Source organism: Pseudomonas sp. EA_5y_Pfl2_R50 (assembly GCF_963970475.1).
In the GTDB taxonomy this organism is placed as follows: domain Bacteria; phylum Pseudomonadota; class Gammaproteobacteria; order Pseudomonadales; family Pseudomonadaceae; genus Aquipseudomonas.
Genome location: NZ_CAXAPT010000006.1, coordinates 257,220 through 279,467, shown reverse-complemented (window position 1 = coordinate 279,467; position 22,248 = coordinate 257,220). Strand labels below are relative to the sequence as shown.

The following is a 22,248-nucleotide window of genomic DNA, read 5'->3' as shown; positions in this document are numbered from 1 at the left end:
TTTGTCGGGTAGCACGGCGTCTGACACCGACGCACTCATGTCCACCAGCGCCGCGCCGTTTTCGTCCCGCATTTGCGCCGTTTTTATGCAGTTCAGATGATCATTGAGGGCCGAAAAAAGCTGTAAACGACGTCACTGACACTAGATACGACCATCCCTGTACTGGATACGACGCACCCTGTAGGCGTCAGATTTTCACTGGTACATGATCGTTATGACTCGATTGCAAGGCGCCGTGACAGAGCTGTCTCCAGAACGCCATCCAACCGCAACCTATAAGTGCGGTGGTCCACAGTCGGAACACTGCCAAAAAAAAACACCAAGGAGTCCATCCATGAAAGGTTCCCCGTCGTTGTTGTTGGCCGCCGCGCTGAGTCTGCCGTTACTGGCGCAAGCTGCAGAACCGGCACAATGCAGTACCGTTAACTTCTCCGATGTCGGCTGGACCGACATCACCGCGACCACCGCCACCACCTCCGTCGTTCTCAACGCCCTCGGCTACAAGACCAAAACCACCATGATCTCCGTGCCTGTGACCTACAAGTCGCTGGCCGACGGCAAGAACATGGACGTGTTCCTCGGTAACTGGATGCCGACCATGGAGAACGACATCAAGGCCTACCGCGAGGCCGGCACCGTGGAAACCGTGCGCACCAACCTCAAGGGCGCCAAGTACACCCTCGCCGTCCCGCAAGCCCTGTATGACAAAGGTCTGCATGACTTCGCCGACATCGCCAAATTCAAGAAAGAGCTCGACGGCAAGATCTACGGCATCGAGCCTGGCAACGACGGTAACCGCCTGATCCAGAGCATGATCGACAAGGACGCCTTCGGCCTGAAAACCGCCGGTTTCAAAGTCGTCGAATCGTCGGAAGCGGGCATGCTCTCGCAAGTCGACCGTGCCTCGCGCCGTGGTACCGAAGTGGTGTTCCTCGGCTGGGCGCCGCACCCGATGAACAAGCGTTTCAAGATTCAATACCTGACTGGCGGCGACGAGTTCTTCGGCCCTGATTTCGGTGCTGCCACCGTGGCGACCAACACCCGCAAGGGTTACACCGAGGAATGCACCAACGTCGGACAGTTGTTGAAGAACCTGGAGTTCACCGTCGACATGGAAAGTGAACTGATGGGCAACATCCTCGACGACAAAATGAAGCCTGACGCGGCCGCCAAGGCCTGGCTGAAAAAGAATCCACAGGTGCTCGATACCTGGCTCGCTGGCGTGACCACCATTGACGGTAAACCTGGCCTGGAGGCCGTGAAAGCCAAGCTGAATCAGTAATCGCTTATGCCGGGCGGTTAACGCCGCCCGGGCTGTTTATTTCCTTGCATGCGGACGTTCACTACCATGCTGATTGATCAGAAAATACCTTTAGGCCAGTACATCGCGGGTTTCGTTGATTGGTTGACGCAACACGGCGCCAACACCTTCGACGCAATCGCCGTGACACTGGAAACGATGATCCACGGCGTGACGTTCGCGCTGACCTGGTTCAACCCTTTTGTCTTGATCGGCCTCATCGCCCTGCTCGCCCATTTCATCCAGCGCAAATGGGGTCTGACGGCATTCGTCATCGCGTCCTTTCTGCTCATCCTCAACCTGGGGTACTGGCAGGAAACCATGGAAACCCTGGCCCAGGTCATGTTTGCGACCCTGGTCTGCGTGGTCATCGGCGTGCCGTTGGGCATTGTCGCCGCGCACAAACCGATGTTCTACACGTTGATGCGTCCGGTACTCGATCTGATGCAGACCGTACCGACCTTCGTTTACCTCATTCCTACCCTGACCCTCTTCGGGCTGGGTGTGGTCCCGGGTCTGATCTCCACGGTGGTGTTCGCCATCGCGGCACCGATCCGCCTGACCTACCTGGGCATCCGCGATGTCCCGCAAGAACTGATGGACGCCGGCAAGGCCTTCGGCTGCTCGCGTCGCCAATTGCTCTCACGGATCGAACTGCCTCACGCCATGCCGAGCATCGCAGCCGGCATCACCCAGTGCATCATGCTGTCGTTGTCGATGGTGGTGATCGCGGCACTGGTAGGCGCCGACGGACTCGGCAAACCGGTGGTCAACGCACTGAACACTGCTGATATCGCCTTGGGCTTCGAAGCAGGCCTGGCGATCGTACTGCTGGCGATCATGCTCGACCGGATCTGCAAACAACCCGATGCCAAAGCAGGGGGTGACGCATGAGCATCATTCGCTTCGAAGACGTAGACGTAATCTTCTCCAAAGACCCGCGCGAGGCCCTCAAGCTGCTCGACCAGGGCATGACCCGCAACGAGATCCTGAAAAAGACCGGGCAGATCGTCGGCGTGGAAAAAGCCACGCTGGATATCAACAAAGGCGAAATCTGCGTGCTGATGGGCCTATCCGGCTCGGGTAAATCGAGCCTGTTGCGCTGTATCAACGGCCTCAACACCGTGAGTCGCGGCAAGCTGTTCGTCGAGCATGAAGGCAAACAGATCGACATCGCGTCCTGCACGCCCGCCGAGCTGAAAATGATGCGCACCAAACGCATCGCGATGGTGTTCCAGAAGTTCGCCTTGATGCCGTGGCTGACGGTGCGCGAGAACATCAGTTTCGGTCTGGAGATGCAGGGTCGACCGGAAAAGGAACGGCGCAAACTGGTCGATGAAAAACTCGAGCTGGTGGGCCTGACCCAGTGGCGCAACAAGAAGCCTGACGAACTTTCCGGCGGCATGCAGCAACGCGTCGGCCTGGCGCGGGCACTGGCGATGGACGCCGATATTCTGTTGATGGACGAACCGTTCTCGGCACTCGACCCGCTGATCCGTCAGGGCCTGCAGGACGAACTGCTGGAACTGCAACGCAAGCTGAGCAAGACCATCGTGTTCGTGAGCCACGACCTTGATGAAGCACTGAAACTCGGCAGCCGCATCGCAATCATGAAGGACGGCCGGATCATCCAGTACAGCGTGCCGGAAGAGATCGTGCTGAACCCCGCGGACGATTATGTGCGCACCTTCGTCGCACACACCAACCCGCTCAATGTGCTCTGCGGTCGCAGCCTGATGCGCACGCTGGACAACTGCAAACGCATCAACGGCTCGGTGTGCCTCGATCCGGGCGGCGATTCGTGGCTGGACCTGGCCGAAGGCAACACCATCAAGGGTGCGCGGCAGAACGGGGCGGTGCTGAACCTGCAGAACTGGGCGCCGGGGCAAGCGGTGGAAGGCCTGGAGCGCAAACCGACGCTGGTGGACTCGAACATCGGTATGCGTGACGCATTGCAGATTCGTTATCAGACCGGCAACAAACTGGTGCTGCACGACAACAACCACGTGGTGGGGATCTTGGGCGACAGCGAGTTGTATCACGCGTTGCTGGGCAAGAACCTCGGTTAAGGCAGGATAAAAAAAGGGATCGCGGTGAGCGATCCCTTTTTTATTGGGTCAGGGAAAAGCCCCTCATCGGAACGCCGCCCGCCTAGCCCTCTCCCTTGGGAAGAGGGGGCTTTTGACTTTAGCTATACACCCGGCCAAGGAGCTTCCGATGGCTTTCAAACTGATCGAGCACATCCCGCGTGATCTGATCCTGCGTGAAGCCCATCAGGTCGTAATCCTGGCTGCCGTTATGCAGATACACCTCAGCGCGGTAGTAACGCTGGCGCGCTTCATCGGACTGGGCCGATTCGGTCGGGGTCGCCAGGTAGCCGTCCAGGCTGACTTCGTAGACGAAAGGGTTGCCCTCTTCCATCTCGACACGCACGCCCATGCAGCGTTTGGACTTACCCAGCAGCGTCTGCACTTCAAGACCCTGCGCACGCAACTGCGCGGTGGCATCTTCCAGTGCCGGGGTTACATGCTTGTCCATGAAACGCTGCACCACCGATTGGCTCGGTTGCAGATCCAGTTGCGTCAGACGCTCGCTGAAACCACGGCGACCGCGCTCCGCCAGTTGCGCTTGCTCCTGTTCGATCTGCACGTCCTGACGCATCGCCTTGTGCAGGCCGAACATGAAGAACACCAGCACCACCGAGAACGGCAGACCGGCCAGCACCACCATGGTTTGCATGGCTTCGAAGTTACCGGCAAACAGCAGGCCGATAGTCACCAGGGTGATCACCACCGACCAGAAGATCCGCAGCCAGTGCGGCGCATCCTCGTCAACGTTGCCGCCCTTGCAGGACAGATTCGCCATCATCACCGCGCCCGAGTCAGCCGGGGTCAGGAACAGCACGAAGCCAACAAAGATCGACACACCGATGACGACTTTCGACGCAGGATAGTGTTCAAGCAATTGATAGATCGCCATCGACGGCTGTTCCAGTGCCGTCTTGCCCAACTCCACCGCCCCCTGATTCATCACCAGATCCAGCGCCGAGTTGCCGAAGATCGACAACCAGGCCAACGTGAAGCCCAGTGGAATCAACAGTACGCCAGCGACCAGTTCACGCACGGTACGGCCACGGGAAATACGCGCGATGAACATGCCCACGAATGGCGCCCAGGAAATCCACCACGCCCAGTAGAACAGGGTCCACAGGCCCAGCCAGCGGTCGGACTTGGCGCTGTCACCTTCATAGACGTACAGGTCGAACGTCTTCAACACCACACCGTTCAGGTAGTCGCCGATGTTCTGCACGAAGCCGTTGAGCAGGTGCAACGTCGGGCCGAACAGCAGGACGAAAATCAGCAGGCCGCTGAACAGCACGATGTTCAGGTTGGACAGACGACGGATGCCGTTCTCCACACCGGACACCGCAGCGATGGTCGCCACGGTGCTCATCACGATGATCACGATCAACAGGTTAGTGTTGCTGTGCTCCATGCCGAAGAGGTTTTCCAGGCCCGACGACACTTGCAGCGAACCAATCCCCAGGTTCGTCACCAGACCCAGCAGGGTCACGAACATGCCGAAACCGTCCACCGCATGGCCGGCCGCGCCTTTGACCCAACGCTCGCCCACCAGCGGATACAGCGCCGAACGCAGGGCCAGCGGCTGGTTATGGCGATAGGCAAAGTAAGCAACCGCCAGGCCGACCAGTGCGTAAATCGCCCAGCCGTGCAGGCCCCAGTGCAGGAAGGTCAGTTGCACTGCCTGACGCGCCGCCATGTTGGTGGCCGATGCACCTTCCGGCGGATTGAAGTAGTGATCCAGTGGCTCGGACGCGCCGAAGTACAGCAGCGAAATACCGATGCCCGACGAGAACAGCATCCCCGCCCAGGCGCCGTAACTGAAATCCGGGGTGTCGTCCTTGCTGCCCAGTTTGAGTTTGCCATACGAGGAAAACGCCAGGCCGACGACAAACACCAGATAGGCGGCGATGACGACCATGTAGTACCAGCCGAAGCTGCGCGACAACCAGGCCTGAGCGATACCCAACAGTCTGCCGGCCTCTTGCGGGGCGATAATCAGAATGGCGGTCAACAACAGAATCAGCGCGGTAGAGGTGTAAAACACCCAACCGTTGACCGTCACCTTCTCGGGCGGGGTCTTTATAAGCGAGGCAGAACTCATGGCACAAATGCTCCAGGCAGTGCGAGAGAAGAACACAAGGCAACACGGAACCCGACCAATCGGTTAGTTGGCAGCCGACTGGCGGGTGATATAAAGACACGCCGAAAAAAGCCCGAACCTGCCGAAATGGCGCTACGAATCGCTTTCGTGGCCGGAGGTGAACGGACGTTCATCCGAAACCTGGCCCTGAGCGTCTGCCCTTTCAACACGTCCATCGAATCGTGAACCGCGCCATGCCCCACGCAGGTTTCGAGCATTTTCGGATGTCGGTTTTATCGCCACTTATACGTAGGAAAATTCTGTAGACAGCGACGATTTGTCGCAGATCTTATTCTTTGTTGATTGAACGTTCAATCAAAACAAAATAGACTGGCCGTCAATCCGATAGGCGTCATTCGCCGCTCGGAAGGCCTAAGGAGATGTGCAAGATGCCCAAGGTCGGTATGCAACCCATCCGCCGCCAACAACTGATCGAAGCCACTTTGCAGGCGGTCGATCAGGTCGGAATGGGGGACGCCAGCATTGCGCTGATCGCCCGTTTGGCCGGTGTCTCGAATGGCATCATCAGTCACTATTTTCAGGACAAGAATGGCCTGATCGCCGCCACGATGCGGTATCTGATGACCGCCCTCAGCGAGAGTGTCACCGCACGTCGTCAGGCGTTGGCAGATGACAGCCCACGGGCGCATCTGCAGGTGATCATCGAAGGCAACTTCGACGCCAGCCAGGTCAATGGCCCGGCAATGAAAACCTGGCTGGCCTTTTGGGCCACCAGCATGCACCAGCCGTCTTTGCACAGGTTGCAGCGGATCAACGATCACCGCTTGTATTCCAACCTGTGCTGCCAGTTCCGCCGTGTGTTGCCGCTCGAAGATGCGCGCAGTGCCGCCCGCGGTCTGGCAGCCCTCATTGACGGGTTGTGGTTGCGCGGCGCGCTGTCGGGAGACGCTTTCGACACAGCGCAGGCGCAACAGATCGCTTACGAATACATGGATTTCCAATTGGCCAAGCAGGTGAGCCAGAGCACATAGAAAACGCTCGGCCCCTGAACTGTTACCGACCAGCGATGCCACAGCTACATGGCTCACCCGGTGACCAACGCCAACCACTAATGCACTTGCGAGGACACTATGGCCCGTTTCGAACTGCAAAAACTCTACATCGATGGCGCGTACTCTGACGCCAGCAGCGACGCCACCTTCGAAGCCATCAACCCGGCAAACGGTGAAGTCCTCGCACAAGTACAACGTGCGACCAAGGACGACGTCGAGCGTGCAGTGGTCAGCGCTGAAAAAGGCCAGAAAATCTGGGCCGCGATGACCGCCATGGAGCGTTCGCGCATCCTGCGTCGTGCCGTCGACATCCTGCGCGAGCGCAACGATGAGCTGGCTGCCCTGGAAACCCTGGACACCGGTAAAGCCTTCTCCGAAACCAAGTACGTCGACATCGTTACCGGCGCCGACGTGCTGGAATACTACGCAGGCCTGGTACCCGCCATCGAAGGCGAGCAGATTCCGCTGCGTGACACCTCGTTCGTCTACACCCGTCGCGAGCCACTGGGCGTAGTCGCCGGTATCGGCGCGTGGAACTACCCGATCCAGATCGCACTGTGGAAATCCGCGCCAGCGCTGGCGGCCGGTAACGCGATGATCTTCAAGCCAAGCGAAGTCACGTCGCTGACCACCCTGAAACTGGCCGAGATCTACACCGAAGCCGGCGTTCCGAACGGTGTGTTCAACGTCCTGACCGGCAGCGGCCGCGAAGTCGGCACCTGGCTGACCGAGCACCCGCGCATCGAGAAAATCTCCTTCACCGGCGGCACCGACACTGGCAAGAAGGTCATGGCCAGCGCTTCGGCTTCGTCGCTGAAAGACGTAACCATGGAACTGGGCGGCAAGTCCCCGCTGATCATCTGCGACGACGCCGATCTGGATCGCGCTGCCGACACCGCCATGATGGCCAACTTCTACAGCTCCGGTCAGGTCTGCACCAACGGCACTCGCGTGTTCGTACCGGCGCACCTGAAAGCTGCTTTCGAAGCCAAGATCGTCGAGCGCGTTGCGCGCATCCGTGTCGGCAACCCGGAAGACGAAAACACCAACTTCGGCCCGCTGGTCAGCTTCCCGCACATGGAAAGCGTGCTGGGTTACATCGCCAAGGGTAAAGAAGAAGGCGCCCGCGTTCTGTGCGGCGGCGAACGTCTGACCGACGGCGAATTCGCCAAAGGCGCATTCGTGGCTCCGACCGTGTTCACCGATTGCACCGACGACATGACCATCGTCCGTGAAGAAATCTTTGGCCCGGTGATGGCGATCCTCTCTTACGAAACCGAAGAAGAAGTGATCCGCCGCGCCAACGACACCGACTTCGGCCTGGCCGCCGGTATCGTCACCAAAGACCTGAACCGCGCGCACCGCGTGATCCATCAACTGGAAGCGGGTATCTGCTGGATCAACGCCTGGGGCGAGTCCGACGCAAAAATGCCGGTCGGCGGTTACAAGCAGTCGGGTGTTGGCCGTGAAAACGGCATCAGCTCGCTGAACAACTTCACCCGCATCAAATCGGTACAGGTCGAACTGGGCGATTACGTTTCGGTTTTCTGATCAGCTAGCTGATCAGCTGCAAGCGGCAAGTTTCAAGTTGCAAGTAAAAGCAGTTTGGGGTTGCCGCCCTCCCCGATTTCGAAGCCACAGCTCGTTGCTTTTTCTTGCAGCTTGAAGGTTGTGGCTTGTAGCTCCCCCAGGAGAACTTATGACTCAAGAATACGACTACATCATCATAGGGGCCGGTTCTGCAGGCAACACACTTGCGACCCGTCTGACTGAAGACGCTGGCGTCACCGTTCTGCTGCTCGAAGCAGGCGGCCCGGACTACCGTCTCGACTTCCGCACGCAAATGCCGGCTGCACTGGCGTTCCCGCTGCAAGGTCGTCGTTACAACTGGGCCTACGAAACCGATCCAGAGCCACACATGGACGGTCGCCGGATGGAATGCGGTCGCGGCAAGGGCCTCGGCGGTTCCTCGCTGATCAACGGCATGTGCTACATCCGTGGCAACGCCATGGACTACGACGGCTGGGCAAAACTGCCAGGCCTGGAAGACTGGTCGTACCTCGACTGCCTGCCGTACTTCCGCAAAGCGGAAACCCGCGACATCGGCCCGAACGACTACCACGGCGGTGAAGGCCCGGTCAGCGTGACCACGCCGAAAGCCGGCAACAACCCGCTGTTCCACGCGATGGTTGAAGCAGGCGTACAGGCCGGTTATCCGCGTACCGAAGACTTGAACGGTTACCAGCAGGAAGGCTTCGGCCCGATGGACCGCACCGTGACGCCGAACGGTCGTCGTGCTTCCACCGCCCGTGGCTACCTCGACACTGCTAAAAAGCGCTCGACCCTGACCATCGTCACCCACGCCCTGACCGACAAGATTCTATTCGAAGGCAAGCGTGCGGTCGGCGTGCGCTACCTGGTCGGCTCGGCTGAAGAACGCGTTGAAGTCAAAGCACGCAAGGAAGTCCTGCTGTGCTCCGGCGCCATCGCGTCGCCGCAGATTCTGCAGCGTTCCGGCGTTGGCCCGGCGAAACTGCTGGAAAGCCTAGACATCCCGGTCGTTCACGATCTTCCGGGCGTCGGTGAAAACCTGCAGGATCACCTTGAGCTGTATCTGCAATATGCGTGCACTCAGCCGGTTTCGCTGTACCCGTCGTTGCTCTGGTACAACCAGCCGGCCATCGGTGCCGAGTGGCTGTTCAACGGCACCGGCATCGGCGCCAGCAACCAGTTCGAAGCCGGCGGTTTCATCCGTTCGCGTCCGGAATTCGAATGGCCGAACATCCAGTACCACTTCCTGCCGGTGGCGATTAACTACAACGGCAGCAACGGTGTGAAAGAGCACGGTTTCCAGGCGCACATGGGTTCCATGCGTTCGCCGAGCCGTGGTCGCATCCAGGTCAAGTCGAAAGACCCGCGCCAGCACCCGAGCATCCTGTTCAACTACATGGCGACCGAGCAAGACTGGCAGGAATTCCGCGACGGCATCCGCCTGACCCGCGAAATCATGCAGCAGCCGGCACTCGACGCTTTCCGTGGTCGCGAAATCAGCCCGGGCATTGAAGTGCAAACCGATGAGCAGCTCGACAAGTTCATCCGCGAGCACGCCGAAACCGCGTTCCACCCGTCCTGCTCGTGCAAGATGGGCACCGACGACATGGCCGTTGTGGATGGCGAAGGTCGCGTGCATGGCATGCAGAGCCTGCGTGTGGTCGATGCCTCGATCATGCCGATCATCACCACCGGCAACCTGAACGCGCCGACGATCATGATCGCCGAGAAAATCGCCGACAAGATCCGTGGCCGCCAGCCGCTGCCGCGCAGCACCGCGCCGTACTACGTCGCGGGCGATGCGCCGGTGAAGGGCAAGCCGATGCGTGATATCACGCCTGCTGCCCAGTAAGGTGTAACACCGAGGCGCGGCCTTCGCGAGCAAGCCCGCTCCCACACAGGATTCCGGGTGTTCACAAATTTTGTGTTCACTGGAGACCTACTGTGGGAGCGGGCTTGCTCGCGAAGAGGCCCTCACATCCAGCACAAATTCCCCTGCTGCACAGTAAAACCTCCTACACCCCCTCTTCACTTGATCCTACCCCCACGCAGGCCTACTCTAGACCTCGCACAACCGTTTCACCCCTGCCCGCCTTTGCTTTACCGCTTGCCCCTGACAAGGAGGTTTCCGAATGTTCGATTTCCACCCCCAGCTCAAGCAGCGCTTCGCTGCCTTGCGCACGGGCGCCGAGTTCTTTTCCCTGCGGTATGTACGCGAGTCCGGGCAGTACCTGTCGGTGCGCAAGAACGTCGCTGAACCGCCGAGCCTGAGCCGCGACGAAGGCGCGATGCTCACTGTTCGCGTCAATGGCGTTGAGGCCTATGCCGCGACCAACGACCTGTCGCAACAAGGCCTGCAAGCCGCCCTCGAACGCGCCGAGCAGCAAGCCCGCCGCCTCAAGCCGCACGCCTTGCTCGACCTGTGCGATCAGCCGGTGTCCAGCGACCGCGCTGATTATTTTTCGCCCAATCTCGAACAAGCCTTCCCGTCCCTGAGCGACTGCTTCGAGCTGCTCGGCGCGGAATCCGCTTCGGTGCCAAAGGATGAGCGCCTGGTGAATTGGCAAGTGAGCATCGGCATCACCCAAGTCGAACAGATTTACCTGAGCAGCGCCGGTGCCGAGTTGCGCCAGGCCCAGCGCTTCGTCTACCCAAGCCTCGACGTCACCGCCTACGATGGCAGCGACAGCCAGACCCGCAGCCTCGGCCGCGAGAACTTCGGCCAACAGGGCGGCGCCGACGTGATCAGCCGCTGCGGCCTGATCGGTGCCGGCCCACAGGTTGCTGATCAGGCGCTGCAACTGTTGCTGGCGCCGAACACCCCGCACGGCCCGCGCGATCTGTTGCTGATGCCGGATCAAATGATGCTGCAGATCCACGAATCCATCGGCCACCCGCTGGAACTCGACCGCATCCTCGGCGACGAGCGCAATTACGCCGGCACCAGTTTCGTCAAGGTCAGCGACTTCGGCAGCCTGCAATATGGCTCGGAGCTGCTCAACGTGACCTTCGATCCGGGCATTCCTGAAGAACTGGCCAGTTATGGCCACGATGACGACGGCAGCAAAGCGAGCAAGCAATTTCTGATTCGCGAAGGCTTGTTACTGCGTCCGCTGGGCGGTGCGCTGTCGCAATATCGTGCAGGGATGGAGGGCGTCGCCAACAGCCGCGCCTGCGGCTGGAACCGTCCGCCCATCGACCGCATGGCCAACCTCAATATCGAACCGGGCGACCAGACGCTCGAACAAATGGTCAAGCGTATCGAGCACGGCATCCTGATGAGCACCAACCGCTCATGGTCGATTGACGATGCCCGCAACAAATTCCAGTTCGGCTGCGAATGGGGTCAACTGATCGAAAACGGTGAACTGAAAGGCGTGGTAAAAAACCCGAACTACCGGGGGATTTCCGCGCATTTCTGGAAAAGCCTGCGCGCGGTCGGCGACGCCAGCACCCTCAAGGTGCTGGGCACGCCGAACTGCGGCAAAGGCGAACCGAACCAGGTGATCCGCGTCGGCCACGCTTCGCCGGCCTGCGTATTCAGCAACGTTGATGTATTTGGGGGAGACGCCTGATGAGCATTTCGAAGAGTCAGTCCGACGCCTTCAAGGTCATGGTCGAGTGGCTGCGCGACAGCGTGCGCGAGCCGGAACAGTTTACCCTCAGCTATGCCGCCGAATCCTCGGCGTTCGTGCGTTTCAACCACGCCAAGGTGCGTCAGGCCGGGCAAGTACAGCAGGCCAATATCGTCCTGAAACTGATCAATGACGGTCGCCACGCCGACCTTCAGGTCACCTTGTCCGGCGATCAGGAAGCCGACCTGCAACGGCTTGCCGAAGGTCTGCAACAACTGCGCGGAACCCTGCCGTTGCTGCCCCAGGACCCTTACCTGCTGCTCAATCACAACGGTTGGCAGAGCCAGAATGTGCAGCAACATCCGCTGCCGGACACTGAACAGGTTGTCGATGAAATCTGCGCCGCCGCTCAAGGTCTGGACTTGGTTGGCTTCTATGCCGCCGGCCCGATCAGCCGTGGCTTTGCCAGTTCTTCGGGGGCGTTCGGCTGGCATCAAGCGAACAGTTTCAATTTCGACTTCAGCCTGTTCCACGAGAACGGCGAAGCGGTGAAAGCCAGCTACGCCGGGCATGACTGGAGCAGCGAAGGTTTTGCCAAGCGCTTTGGTCAGGCTCGCGAACAGCTGGAATTTCTGGGTCGTCCGCTGCGCACCTTGGCACCGGGGCAATACCGCGCGTATCTGGCACCGGCAGCACTGGAAGAGATCATGGGCATGTTGAGCTGGGGCGGTTTCTCGGCGCAGTCGATTGCCAGCAAGAGCAGCCCGTTGCAGAAGTTGTATGTCGGCGATCAGGCATTCAGTCCGCTGGTGTCGCTGGACGAGAAAGTCAGCGAATCCCTGAGCCCGGCGTTTTCCGGCGAGGGTTATCCGCGCAGCGATCTGCGGCTGATCATCGAGGGCAAGGCTGGCGACCAACTGGTCGGCTCGCGCAGTGCCGCTGAATACGGCCTGACCGCCAACGGTGCCAGCGGCGGTGAATCGCCGAGTGCGCTGAACATGGCCGCCGGCGTGCTGCCGCAAGCAGAGGTTCTCAAGCAGTTGGGCACCGGGTTGTACATCAGCAACCTGTGGTACCTGAATTTCTCCGATCAACCGGCAGCACGCATGACGGGCATGACTCGCTTCGCGACCTTCTGGGTCGAGAACGGCGAAATTCAGGCGCCGGTCAGCACCATGCGTTTTGACGACAGCGCTTACAGCCTGCTCGGTGCGCAGCTGGAAGCGTTGACCGCCGAGCGTGAGTTGCTGCTCTCGGCGAGCACGTACAGCCAGCGCAATACCTCGTCGGCTTTGTTGCCGGGGGCGCTGGTCAGCCGACTCACGCTAACCCTTTAAACGCAAAACCTGTGGGAGCGAGCCTGCTCGCGAAAGCGGTAGATCAGTCGACTTCAATGTTGAATGAAATGGCCTCTTCGCGAGCAGGCTCGCTCCCACACTGAGCGCGCTCGACAATGGATACGCATTAACTCCAACGACAAGAGGTTCCATGCCCAACCGCCCGCCCCTCGACGCCATCACCGCACGCTGGTTGCCGTGGGTCGTCGCCATTGCCTTCTTCATGCAGTCCCTCGACGGAACCATCCTCAACACCGCCCTGCCCGCCATGGCCCGCGATCTCGCCGAAGACCCGTTGCGCATGCAGGGCGTGATCATCGCCTACATGCTCACTGTGGCCTTGCTGATCCCCGCCTCGGGCTGGATCGCCGACCGTTTTGGCACCAAGAAAATCTTCTTCGGTGCGATCCTGCTGTTCAGTTTCGGCTCACTGCTCTGCGCGCTCTCAAGCAGCCTGAGCATGCTGATCGGCGCCCGCGTCATTCAGGGCCTGGGCGGTGCGCTGATGCTGCCGGTCGGGCGCCTTGTCGTGCTGCGCGCCTATCCGCGCTCCGAACTGGTACGGATCATGGGCTTCATCACCATTCCCGGCCTGCTCGGCCCTTTGATTGGCCCGACCATGGGCGGCTGGATGGTCGAATACCTGACGTGGCACTGGATCTTTCTGATCAACCTGCCGGTCGGCGTCATCGGTTGCTACGCGGTATGGAAATTCATTCCCGATCTGCGTGGCAGTGAACGCACGCGCTTCGATAGCCTGGGTTTTCTGCTGTTCGGCGCGGCGATGATCCTGATCACCATCGCCATGGAAGGCCTCGGCGAATTGCACCTGCCGCACCTGCGGGTGATGTTGCTGCTGTTCGGCGGCATGGCCTGTCTGGCGGCGTACTGGTTGCGCGCCGGGCACATCGAAAACCCGTTGTTCGCGCCTTCGCTGTTCAAGACTCGCACCTTTGCCGTCGGCATTCTCGGCAATCTGTTCGCCCGTCTTGGCAGCGGCGCGCTGCCGTTTCTGGTGCCGTTGCTGCTGCAAGTGGCGCTGGGTTATTCGCCGTCGCAAGCGGGGATGAGCATGCTGCCGCTGGCCGCTGCGGCCATGATCGCCAAGTGGGTGGCACGGCCGCTGATCGAACGTCTGGGTTATCGCATTGTGCTGACCGGCAACACCTTGGCGCTGGGCATCATGCTGGCAAGCATGGGCCTGGTCAGCGAGCAGACGCCGTACTGGCTGCTGTTATGCCTGCTGGCGATTCTGGGGGCGATCAACTCGCTGCAATTCACCGCGATGAACACCGTGACCCTGATCGACCTCGACGACGCCAGCGCCAGCAGCGGCAACAGTTTGCTATCGGTGGTCGCGCAGTTGTCGTTAAGCCTTGGCGTCGCCTGTGCCGGTGCATTGCTTGGCGGCTTCACGGCGCAAATCGGTAACGATGGCGTGGAGACCGTGCTCGGCGCGTTCCAGTTGACCTTCGTCACGGTCGGGATCATGGCGATGCTGGCGGCAACGATCTTCTCGCAACTGTCGAAAGAAGACGGCCGGCGGGCCAAACGCCCGGAAGAACACATCGAACATTAACCACTGTTCGTCCAGAACTTTCGAGGAAAGTGGCACGGGGCTGCTACACTGCGCGACATTTTGTTTTGCAGGCCAGTCCCGTGACCACCATCGCCACCGCTTTTAATACTTTGCCCCTGTCCGCCGCCATGCTGGCTAACCTCGAATCCCTCGGTTACGCCCAGATGACGCCGATCCAGGCGCAAAGCTTGCCGGTGATCCTCAAGGGGATGGACCTGATCGCCCAGGCCAAGACCGGCAGCGGCAAGACCGCCGCGTTCGGTATCGGTCTGCTGAATCCGATCAACCCGCGCTACTTCGGCTGCCAGGCGCTGGTGATCTGCCCGACCCGTGAGCTGGCCGACCAGGTCGCCAAGGAGGTCCGTCGTCTGGCCCGTGCCGAAGACAACATCAAGGTCCTGACCCTGTGCGGCGGCGTGTCGTTCGGCCCGCAGATCGCTTCGCTGGAACACGGCGCGCACATCATCGTCGGCACCCCGGGTCGTATCCAGCAGCACTTGCGCAAGGGTTCGCTGGTCCTCGACGGTTTGAACACGCTGATCCTCGACGAAGCCGACCGCATGCTCGACATGGGCTTCTACGACGCCATCGAAGACATCATCGTGAAGACGCCGGAGCGTCGTCAGACCCTGCTGTTCTCCGCCACTTATCCGGTGGGCATCAAGCAACTGGCGTCGAAATTCATGCGTGATCCGCAAACGGTGAAAGCCGAAGCCTTCCACGATGACACGCAGATCGAGCAGCGTTTCTACGAGATTTCCCCGGAAGACCGCATGAGCGCAGTGACCAAAGTCCTGCACCACTTCCGCCCGGCGTCCTGCGTGGCGTTCTGCTTTACCAAGCAGCAGGTGCAGGAAACCGTGGATCACCTGACGTCGAAGGGCATCTCCGCCGTCGGCCTGCACGGCGATCTGGAACAGCGTGATCGCGATCAGGTGCTGGCGATGTTCGCCAACCGCAGTACCTCGGTACTGGTCGCCACCGACGTCGCCGCCCGTGGCCTGGACATCGATGCACTGGACATGGTGATCAACGTCGAGCTGGCCCGCGACTCGGAAATCCACATTCACCGCGTGGGCCGTACCGGCCGCGCCGGTGAGAAAGGCATCGCGGTCAGCCTCGTCGCACCGGGCGAAGCCCATCGCGCCCAAGCCATCGAGCAACTGCAGAAAGCCCCGTTGAACTGGGATCAGGTCGATAACCTGAAGTCCCAGGGCGGTGCCCCGCTGCAGCCCCCAATGAGCACCCTGTGCATCGCCGGCGGCCGTAAGGACAAGGTGCGCCCGGGTGACATTCTGGGCGCACTGACCGGCGACGCCGGCATCCCGGGCGCCCAGGTGGGCAAGATCGCGATCTTCGACTTCCAGTCGTATGTCGCCGTCGAACGCACCGTGGTCATGCAGGCATTGCAGCGCCTGAACAACGGCAAGATCAAGGGCCGTTCGCTGCGCGTGCGCGTCCTGTAAGAACGCCACACCCCTGTGGGAGCGGGCTTGCTCGCGAATGCAATCGGTCAGTCGACGTCAATGTTGAATGACATACCGCATTCGCGGGCAGGCCCGCTCCCACATCAGGTTTCCGGTGATTTTGAAATTTGTGTGAGGACACCGTTTTGCGCTCTACCGAAGTCGTGATCATTGGCGCTGGCGCCGCTGGATTGATGTGCGCACTGACCGCCGCCGGGCGTGGGCGTCAGGTGCTGCTGCTCGACCATGCAAACAAGGCCGGCAAGAAAATCCTGATGTCGGGCGGTGGCCGCTGCAATTTCACCAACATGTACACCGAGCCAGGCAATTTCCTTTCGCAGAACCCGCACTTCTGCAAATCCGCACTGGCGCGTTACACCCAGTGGGATTTCATCGCCATGGTCGGCAAGCACGCCGTGCCGTATCACGAGAAGAAACTCGGCCAGTTGTTCTGCGATAACAAGTCCAGCGACATTCTTGAAATGCTCCTGACCGAGTGCGATCAGGTAGGCGTCGAGCTGCATCTGGACACGTCGATCCAGACAATCGAGAAGGTCGAGAGCGGTTATCTGCTCGACACCACCCTCGGCCAGGTCCAGTGCCAGTCGCTGGTGATCGCGACTGGCGGGCTGTCGATCCCGACATTGGGCGCGACGGGGTTCGGCTATCAGGTCGCTAAACAGTTCGGTCATGAATTGCTGCCGACCCGCGCCGGTCTGGTGCCGTTCACCATCACCGATCAGCTCAAGGAGTTGTGCACCGAGCTGTCCGGCACGTCGGTGGATTGCCTGGTCAGCTGCAACGATCAGAGCTTTCGCGAGAACATTCTGTTTACCCATCGCGGCCTCAGTGGTCCGGCGATTTTGCAGATTTCGTCCTTCTGGGAATCTGGCGACACCGTCGAGATCAACCTGCTGCCGGATCACGACGCGGCGAGCTGGCTGCAACAACAAGTGGCCGAACGCCCGAACAGCGAATTGAAAACCCTGCTGGGTGAAATCTTCACCAAGAAGATGGCTAGCCTGCTGGCGGACAACTGGTTCGTGTCCAAACCGATGAAGCAGTACACCCACGCCGAACTGGCGGAAATCGCCGACAAGCTGGGCAACTGGAAAGTCGTCCCGGCGGGCACTGAAGGTTACCGCACGGCTGAGGTGACCCTCGGCGGCGTCGACACCCGCGAAGTGTCGTCGAAAACCATGGAATCGCTGAAAAGCCCCGGTCTGTATTTCATCGGCGAAGTGCTCGACGTCACCGGTCACTTGGGCGGTTTCAACTTCCAGTGGGCCTGGGCCTCGGGCTACGCCGCTGCGCAGTACGCCTGATCAATACACAAAACCCTGTGGGAGCGAGCTTGCTCGCGAAAGCGGTCTTTCAGTCAACATTGTGGTGACTGACACATCGCATTCGCGAGCAAGCTCGCTCCCACAGTGGTTTTTGGTGTAAGTAAAAGGAACACTTTTTGCTGTCAGATGTGATCGGCGCCATTGCGTCGGCGTCATTACTGGCTCAATTTAGCGGCATCGCCTCGGAAGGCCTTCGCACTTCATGTCCTCGACCTCGTTTCGTCAGTCTTTGCGGCGCCTGTGGGCGCTGGATAAATTCAGCTACAGCGTGCGTGTGTTCATCGCCCTGACCGGCAGCATGGCGCTGTGTTGGTATCAGGATGAAATGGGCCTGCTGATCCCGTTGTTTCTGGGGATTATCGCCAGCGCCCTGGCCGAGACCGACGACAGCTGGCAGGGCCGCCTCAACGCGCTGGCGGTAACACTGGTGTGCTTCAGCATCGCCGCGCTGTCGGTGGAATTGCTCTTCCCCTATCCCATCGTCTTTGCCATTGCCCTGGCGCTGGCCAGTTTCGGCCTGACCATGCTAGGCGCGCTGGGCGAACGTTACGGCGCGATCGCCTCGGCGACGTTGATTTTGTCCGTGTACACCATGATCGGCGTCGATCAGCGTGGCGGCGCAGTCACCGATTTCTGGCACGAACCGATGCTGCTGGTCGCCGGCGCGGCGTGGTACGGCCTGCTTTCGGTGGTGTGGCAAGCACTGTTCTCCAATCAGCCGGTGCAGCAGAGTCTGGCGCGATTGTTCCGCGAGCTGGGCTTTTACCTGAAGCTCAAAGCCTCGCTGTTCGAGCCGATCCGGCAGATGAATGTCGAGGCGCGGCGCCTGGAACTGGCCCAACAAAACGGTCGCGTGGTGGCCGCGCTGAACAGCGCCAAGGAAATCATCCTGCACCGGGTCGGCAATGGTCGTCCGGGTTCGAAAGTCAGCCGTTACCTGAAGCTGTATTTCCTCGCCCAGGACATCCACGAACGCGCCAGTTCTTCGCACTACCCGTACAACGCGCTGGCCGAAGCGTTTTTCCACAGTGACGTGCTGTTCCGCTGTCAGCGCCTGCTGCGCCAGCAAGGCAAAGCCTGCCGGGCGCTGGCCGAATCGATCCAGATGCGCCAGCCGTTTATCTACGACGCGAGTTTCGCCGAAGCCCTGAGCGACCTCGACGCCTCCCTCGAACACCTGCGCATCCAGAGCAACCCGGCGTGGCGCGGCCTGCTGCGTTCGCTGCGCGCACTGGCGGCCAATTTAGGCACCCTTGATCGTTTACTCAGCGACGCCAGCAACCCGGATGCCCTGGCCGACGCCACTGACAGCAGTCTGCTCGACCGCTCGCCGCGCAATCTCAAAGACGTCTGGATTCGCTTGCGCACGCAACTGACGCCGACGTCTTTGCTGTTCCGTCACGCCCTGCGCCTGCCGCTGGCGCTGAGTATCGGCTATGGCATGGTGCATCTGATTCACCCGTCGCAAGGCTACTGGATCATTCTCACCACGCTGTTCGTCTGTCAGCCGAACTACGGCGCGACGCGGCGTAAACTCGGCCAGCGGATTTTTGGTACGGCCATCGGCCTGACCGTGGCGTGGGCCTTGTTCGATCTGTTCCCCAGCCCGTTGGTGCAGTCATGTTTCGCCATCGCCGCCGGGGTGGTGTTCTTTACCAACCGCACCACGCGCTACACCCTGGCGACCGCAGCGATCACCATCATGGTGTTGTTCTGCTTCAATCAGGTCGGTGATGGTTACGGACTGTTCCTGCCGCGCCTGTTCGATACCCTGCTGGGCAGCCTGATCGCCGGTCTGGCAGTGTTCCTGTTCTTGCCGGACTGGCAAGGGCGGCGCCTGAACAAAGTGCTGGCCAACACCCTGACCTGCAACAGCATCTATCTGCGTCAGATCATGCAGCAATACGCCGCTGGCAAGAGTGACGACCTCGCCTACCGCCTGGCCCGGCGCAATGCACATAACGCCGATGCGGCGCTTTCGACCACGCTGGCAAACATGCTCATGGAGCCCGGGCATTTCCGTAAGGAAGCGGATGTCGGCTTCCGCTTTCTGGTGCTGTCGCACACCTTGCTCAGTTATCTGTCAGGGCTGGGCGCGCACCGGGAAACGCAGTTGCCCGCCGATGTGCGTGAACACTTGATTGATGGCGCCGGAGTGAAGCTGGCGACGAGTATCGATGAAATCGCCCAAGGGCTGGCGAACAAACAGCCAGTGGCGATTCAAAGCGATGAGGAAGAAGCGCTGGCCAATGAGCTGGAGCAGATGGCGGATGAGATTGATGAAGGGCAGCGCTTGGTGCAGACGCAGTTGGCGTTGATTTGCCGGCAGTTGGGGCCGTTGCGGACTTTGGCGGCGCACCTGATCAAGGACACCAGTGAGGTTGGCGCTGGCTGAGCAGGCCCCATCACTGGCAAGCCAGCTCCACATGTTTCGCCGCGCGCACAACTCATGGGGGAGCTGGCTTGCCAGCGATGAGGCCATCAGTGACCACTCAACACCGGGAACACCTTCACATCCCATGCTCGCGAAGCAGCCGTTCATAACTCCCATCCGCTTTCATCGCCGCAATCGCCTTATCAAACCCCGCGACGATCTGCTCATGCTGCGGATTCTTCAGGCTGACCAATATGTGCAGGCTGTTCTCACTCAACGGCTTGGGTAGAAACTCCACGGCATTGCGCACCTTGGCTGATTGCCGGGCCAGGTAATACTTCGCCACATACTCATCCTCCAGTGTCAGCTTGACCCTGTCGGCGGCGAGCATGCGCACGGCCATGGCGAAGTTATGTACAGGGACTTTCTGCAGCGCCGTGTCGGCATCGAACGCCGCTGAATAGGCATAACCGCGCACCACCGCAATCGGATAAGTGTGCAGTTGCTGGAGGGTGTTGTACTCGAGCGGGGTCTCTTTGCGCTTGAGGAAACGGATGCGGTTGAGCAGATATTCGCCGGAAAACCGGCCTAGCTTTGTGCGTTCGTCGTTGTACCAGGCGTTGACGAGCACGTCGTAACGCCCCTCCCCAATGCCCAGCAACGCCCGTGCCCACGGCACCTGTTCATAGCTGGTGGCATATCCGGCCCGGGCCAGCGCGGTACTGACAATGTCAGTGGCCAGGCCGCCGTTGATCAGCGTGTCATCGGTAAAGGGCGGCCAGATATCAAACACCAGCCGCAGCTTGTCCGCTGCAGCGTTTTGACCCAGCAACAGCAAACCGATCAAAGCAAAAGCTCGATGCAATCGCGGCATGCTTGAAAATCCTTAGCGGGCGGGCTGCCCGGCGTGTTTTCAGTCAAAACCCCAAGGCCCCTTACCGGCAAAACCCAGGCCCTAACATTAGCTCATTGCAGCCTGTGCACAGGGCTCTTCAGCAGATTACACAAACTCATCCACGCTGCGCGAAAGGAATGATGGCATTTTGACCTTCGTCACAGACTATTACGCCATACAGACATCTTTGCCCCGTGCGCTTAGTATCGGCCTACACGTTCAAGGAATCGGAAAATGACAGTCGAGTGGATCTGCAAGCATCACAGCAACCTGGGCAAAGAGCAGCTGTACGCCCTGTTGAAATTGCGCTCGGAAGTGTTCGTGGTCGAACAGAAATGCGCCTACCCGGACCTCGACGGCCAGGACCTCGAAGGTGATACCTATCATTTGATGGGGTGGGAGGATGACCAGTTAATGGCCTACTTGCGCCTGCTTGACCCGGAGTCTCAGGGCGGAGATGTGGTCATCGGCCGCGTTGTCACGGCACCGCAAGGTCGAGGCAAGGGGCTGGGGCACGAAATGATGGAGCAGGCATTGAAACAGGCCGAGAAGCATTGGCCGCAGGTGCCGATCTACCTGTCGGCGCAGGCGCATTTGCAGGGGTATTACGGCAAGTACGGGTTTGTTGTGGCGGGTGAGGAATATCTCGAAGATGACATTCCGCATATCGGGATGCGTCGCGCCTGAATCCCCTCACCCTGACCCTCTCCCTGAGGGAGAGGGTCAGGGTGGGCTTTTTTCAGGGATACTCCAGAACAGCCCTGATCTGCCGCAAGTTACGCTCGATCCACCCGCGATCAATCGCTCCCCACTCACGAATCCGATAGCGCCCGGCGTGATTACGCGCGCCCTCTTCCTGCTCGAATTCACAGACGATGTCCAGATCCGCCAACGCGGCAATCGTGTCCTGCGCCGTGCGCCGGGGCATGCCGGTCACTTCGGTCAGCGTCGGCACACTCGGCGCCAGACCGCTGTCGATCAGGTACGCCACGTACAAGCGGCGGTAGAAACTGCTTTTGGTCTTGCTGACGTCCATCCACACCTTCCTGCTTGCGTACTGTTAAGCCTGCATATCCCGCCACGTCAGGTACACCCGCAGATCAAACTCGACCTGGTGATACCCCGGCAGCATGTGCTCACACAATTTATAGAACGCCTTGTTGTGATCCGATTCCTTGAAGTGCGCCAGTTCATGCACCACGATCATTTTCAGAAAGTCCGGCGCCGCGTCCTTGAACAACGAGGCAATACGAATCTCTTTCCTGGCCTTGAGCTTGCCGCCCTGCACGCGTGACACCGTGGTGTGCAGACCAAGCGCGCGGTGGGTCAGGTCGAGGCGGTTGTCGAACAACACCTTGTCGATGGCCGGGGCGTTGCGCAGGTATTCCTGCTTCAGGTCCAGCGCGTAGCTGTACAACGCCTTGTCGCTCTGTACGTCGTGCTTTCCCGGATAACGCTGGCTCAGGTAATCACCCAAACGCCCTTGGGCGATCAACTGGCGCACCTGGTCCTGCAATTGTGCGGGATAGGCCTGGAGATATTTCAGAGCAGTCATGACGGGCGATACGGTTCGGAAAAGAGCGCCAGT

Annotated in this window: 17 protein-coding genes; 13 read left to right on the top strand and 4 right to left on the bottom strand. The window is 60.1% G+C overall.

What is annotated here, in order from left to right:
• Nucleotides 1-334: 334 nt before the first annotated feature.
• The 3 genes from AACY19_RS13045 (at nucleotide 335) to choV (ending at nucleotide 3,369) form a co-directional block, all read left to right on the top strand.
• Nucleotides 335-1,282, top strand: coding sequence for a choline ABC transporter substrate-binding protein (locus AACY19_RS13045; protein WP_339450711.1), 948 nt, complete (start codon nucleotides 335-337; stop codon nucleotides 1,280-1,282).
• Between the two features lie 66 nt (nucleotides 1,283-1,348).
• Nucleotides 1,349-2,194: a choline ABC transporter permease subunit gene (gene choW / locus AACY19_RS13040; RefSeq protein WP_339450709.1), complete on the top strand. Its 846-nt coding sequence runs from the start codon at nucleotides 1,349-1,351 to the stop codon at nucleotides 2,192-2,194.
• Nucleotides 2,191-3,369: a choline ABC transporter ATP-binding protein gene (gene choV / locus AACY19_RS13035; protein WP_339450707.1), complete on the top strand. Its 1,179-nt coding sequence runs from the start codon at nucleotides 2,191-2,193 to the stop codon at nucleotides 3,367-3,369. Before choW ends, choV begins: the two co-directional genes overlap by 4 nt.
• A gap of 118 nt (nucleotides 3,370-3,487) precedes the next feature.
• Here choV and betT read toward each other — a convergent pair whose 3' ends face one another.
• Nucleotides 3,488-5,485, bottom strand: coding sequence for a choline BCCT transporter BetT (betT, locus tag AACY19_RS13030; RefSeq protein WP_339450705.1), 1,998 nt, complete (start codon nucleotides 5,483-5,485; stop codon nucleotides 3,488-3,490).
• Between the two features lie 428 nt (nucleotides 5,486-5,913).
• Here betT and betI point away from each other — a divergent pair, with 428 nt between their 5' ends.
• The 9 genes from betI (at nucleotide 5,914) to yccS (ending at nucleotide 19,786) form a co-directional block, all read left to right on the top strand.
• Nucleotides 5,914-6,516 carry a transcriptional regulator BetI gene (gene betI / locus AACY19_RS13025; RefSeq protein WP_339450703.1) on the top strand — a complete coding sequence of 201 codons (603 nt, stop codon included), beginning with the start codon at nucleotides 5,914-5,916 and terminating at the stop codon, nucleotides 6,514-6,516.
• A gap of 99 nt (nucleotides 6,517-6,615) precedes the next feature.
• Nucleotides 6,616-8,088 carry a betaine-aldehyde dehydrogenase gene (betB, locus tag AACY19_RS13020; RefSeq protein ID WP_339450701.1) on the top strand — a complete coding sequence of 491 codons (1,473 nt, stop codon included), beginning with the start codon at nucleotides 6,616-6,618 and terminating at the stop codon, nucleotides 8,086-8,088.
• Nucleotides 8,089-8,236: 148 nt separating this feature from the next.
• The gene (gene betA, locus AACY19_RS13015; RefSeq protein WP_339450699.1) at nucleotides 8,237-9,940 is read left to right on the top strand and encodes a choline dehydrogenase; all 1,704 of its coding nucleotides are present in this window, start codon (nucleotides 8,237-8,239) and stop codon (nucleotides 9,938-9,940) included.
• A gap of 280 nt (nucleotides 9,941-10,220) precedes the next feature.
• Nucleotides 10,221-11,663, top strand: coding sequence for a TldD/PmbA family protein (locus tag AACY19_RS13010; protein ID WP_339450697.1), 1,443 nt, complete (start codon nucleotides 10,221-10,223; stop codon nucleotides 11,661-11,663).
• Nucleotides 11,663-13,000 (top strand): TldD/PmbA family protein, encoded by a 1,338-nt coding sequence (locus tag AACY19_RS13005; RefSeq protein WP_339450696.1) that lies wholly within the window; start codon nucleotides 11,663-11,665, stop codon nucleotides 12,998-13,000. The genes AACY19_RS13010 and AACY19_RS13005 overlap by 1 nt, the downstream gene beginning before the upstream one ends.
• Nucleotides 13,001-13,151: 151 nt before the next feature.
• Nucleotides 13,152-14,579 (top strand): multidrug transporter subunit MdtD, encoded by a 1,428-nt coding sequence (gene mdtD, locus AACY19_RS13000; RefSeq protein ID WP_339450695.1) that lies wholly within the window; start codon nucleotides 13,152-13,154, stop codon nucleotides 14,577-14,579.
• A 128-nt stretch (nucleotides 14,580-14,707) separates the two neighbouring features.
• Nucleotides 14,708-16,045 carry an ATP-dependent RNA helicase DbpA gene (gene dbpA, locus AACY19_RS12995; protein ID WP_339450866.1) on the top strand — a complete coding sequence of 446 codons (1,338 nt, stop codon included), beginning with the start codon at nucleotides 14,708-14,710 and terminating at the stop codon, nucleotides 16,043-16,045.
• Nucleotides 16,046-16,191: 146 nt separating this feature from the next.
• A complete protein-coding gene (locus tag AACY19_RS12985) occupies nucleotides 16,192-17,370 on the top strand; it encodes an NAD(P)/FAD-dependent oxidoreductase (RefSeq protein ID WP_339450693.1) in 1,179 nt (392 codons plus the stop codon).
• A 223-nt stretch (nucleotides 17,371-17,593) separates the two neighbouring features.
• Complete coding sequence (gene yccS, locus AACY19_RS12980) at nucleotides 17,594-19,786, top strand: YccS family putative transporter (protein ID WP_339450691.1); 2,193 nt, start codon at nucleotides 17,594-17,596, stop codon at nucleotides 19,784-19,786.
• 115 nt (nucleotides 19,787-19,901) lie between these two features.
• Here the strand turns inward: yccS and AACY19_RS12975 are convergent, their stop codons facing one another.
• Nucleotides 19,902-20,639: a substrate-binding periplasmic protein gene (locus tag AACY19_RS12975; protein ID WP_339450689.1), complete on the bottom strand. Its 738-nt coding sequence runs from the start codon at nucleotides 20,637-20,639 to the stop codon at nucleotides 19,902-19,904.
• A gap of 255 nt (nucleotides 20,640-20,894) precedes the next feature.
• On the opposite strand from AACY19_RS12975, the gene AACY19_RS12970 reads away from it, so the two are divergent.
• On the top strand, nucleotides 20,895-21,347 hold the full coding sequence (locus tag AACY19_RS12970) for a GNAT family N-acetyltransferase (RefSeq protein WP_339450687.1): 453 nt from the start codon (nucleotides 20,895-20,897) through the stop codon (nucleotides 21,345-21,347).
• A gap of 52 nt (nucleotides 21,348-21,399) precedes the next feature.
• On the opposite strand, the gene AACY19_RS12965 is transcribed toward AACY19_RS12970, so the two are convergent.
• Both AACY19_RS12965 and AACY19_RS12960 read right to left on the bottom strand, forming a co-directional pair.
• Entirely contained in the window at nucleotides 21,400-21,696 is a 297-nt protein-coding gene (locus AACY19_RS12965) for a winged helix-turn-helix domain-containing protein (RefSeq protein ID WP_016987242.1), read from the bottom strand.
• Nucleotides 21,697-21,720: 24 nt separating this feature from the next.
• Nucleotides 21,721-22,215, bottom strand: coding sequence for a M48 metallopeptidase family protein (locus AACY19_RS12960; protein WP_339450684.1), 495 nt, complete (start codon nucleotides 22,213-22,215; stop codon nucleotides 21,721-21,723).
• Between the last annotated feature and the right edge of the window lie 33 nt (nucleotides 22,216-22,248).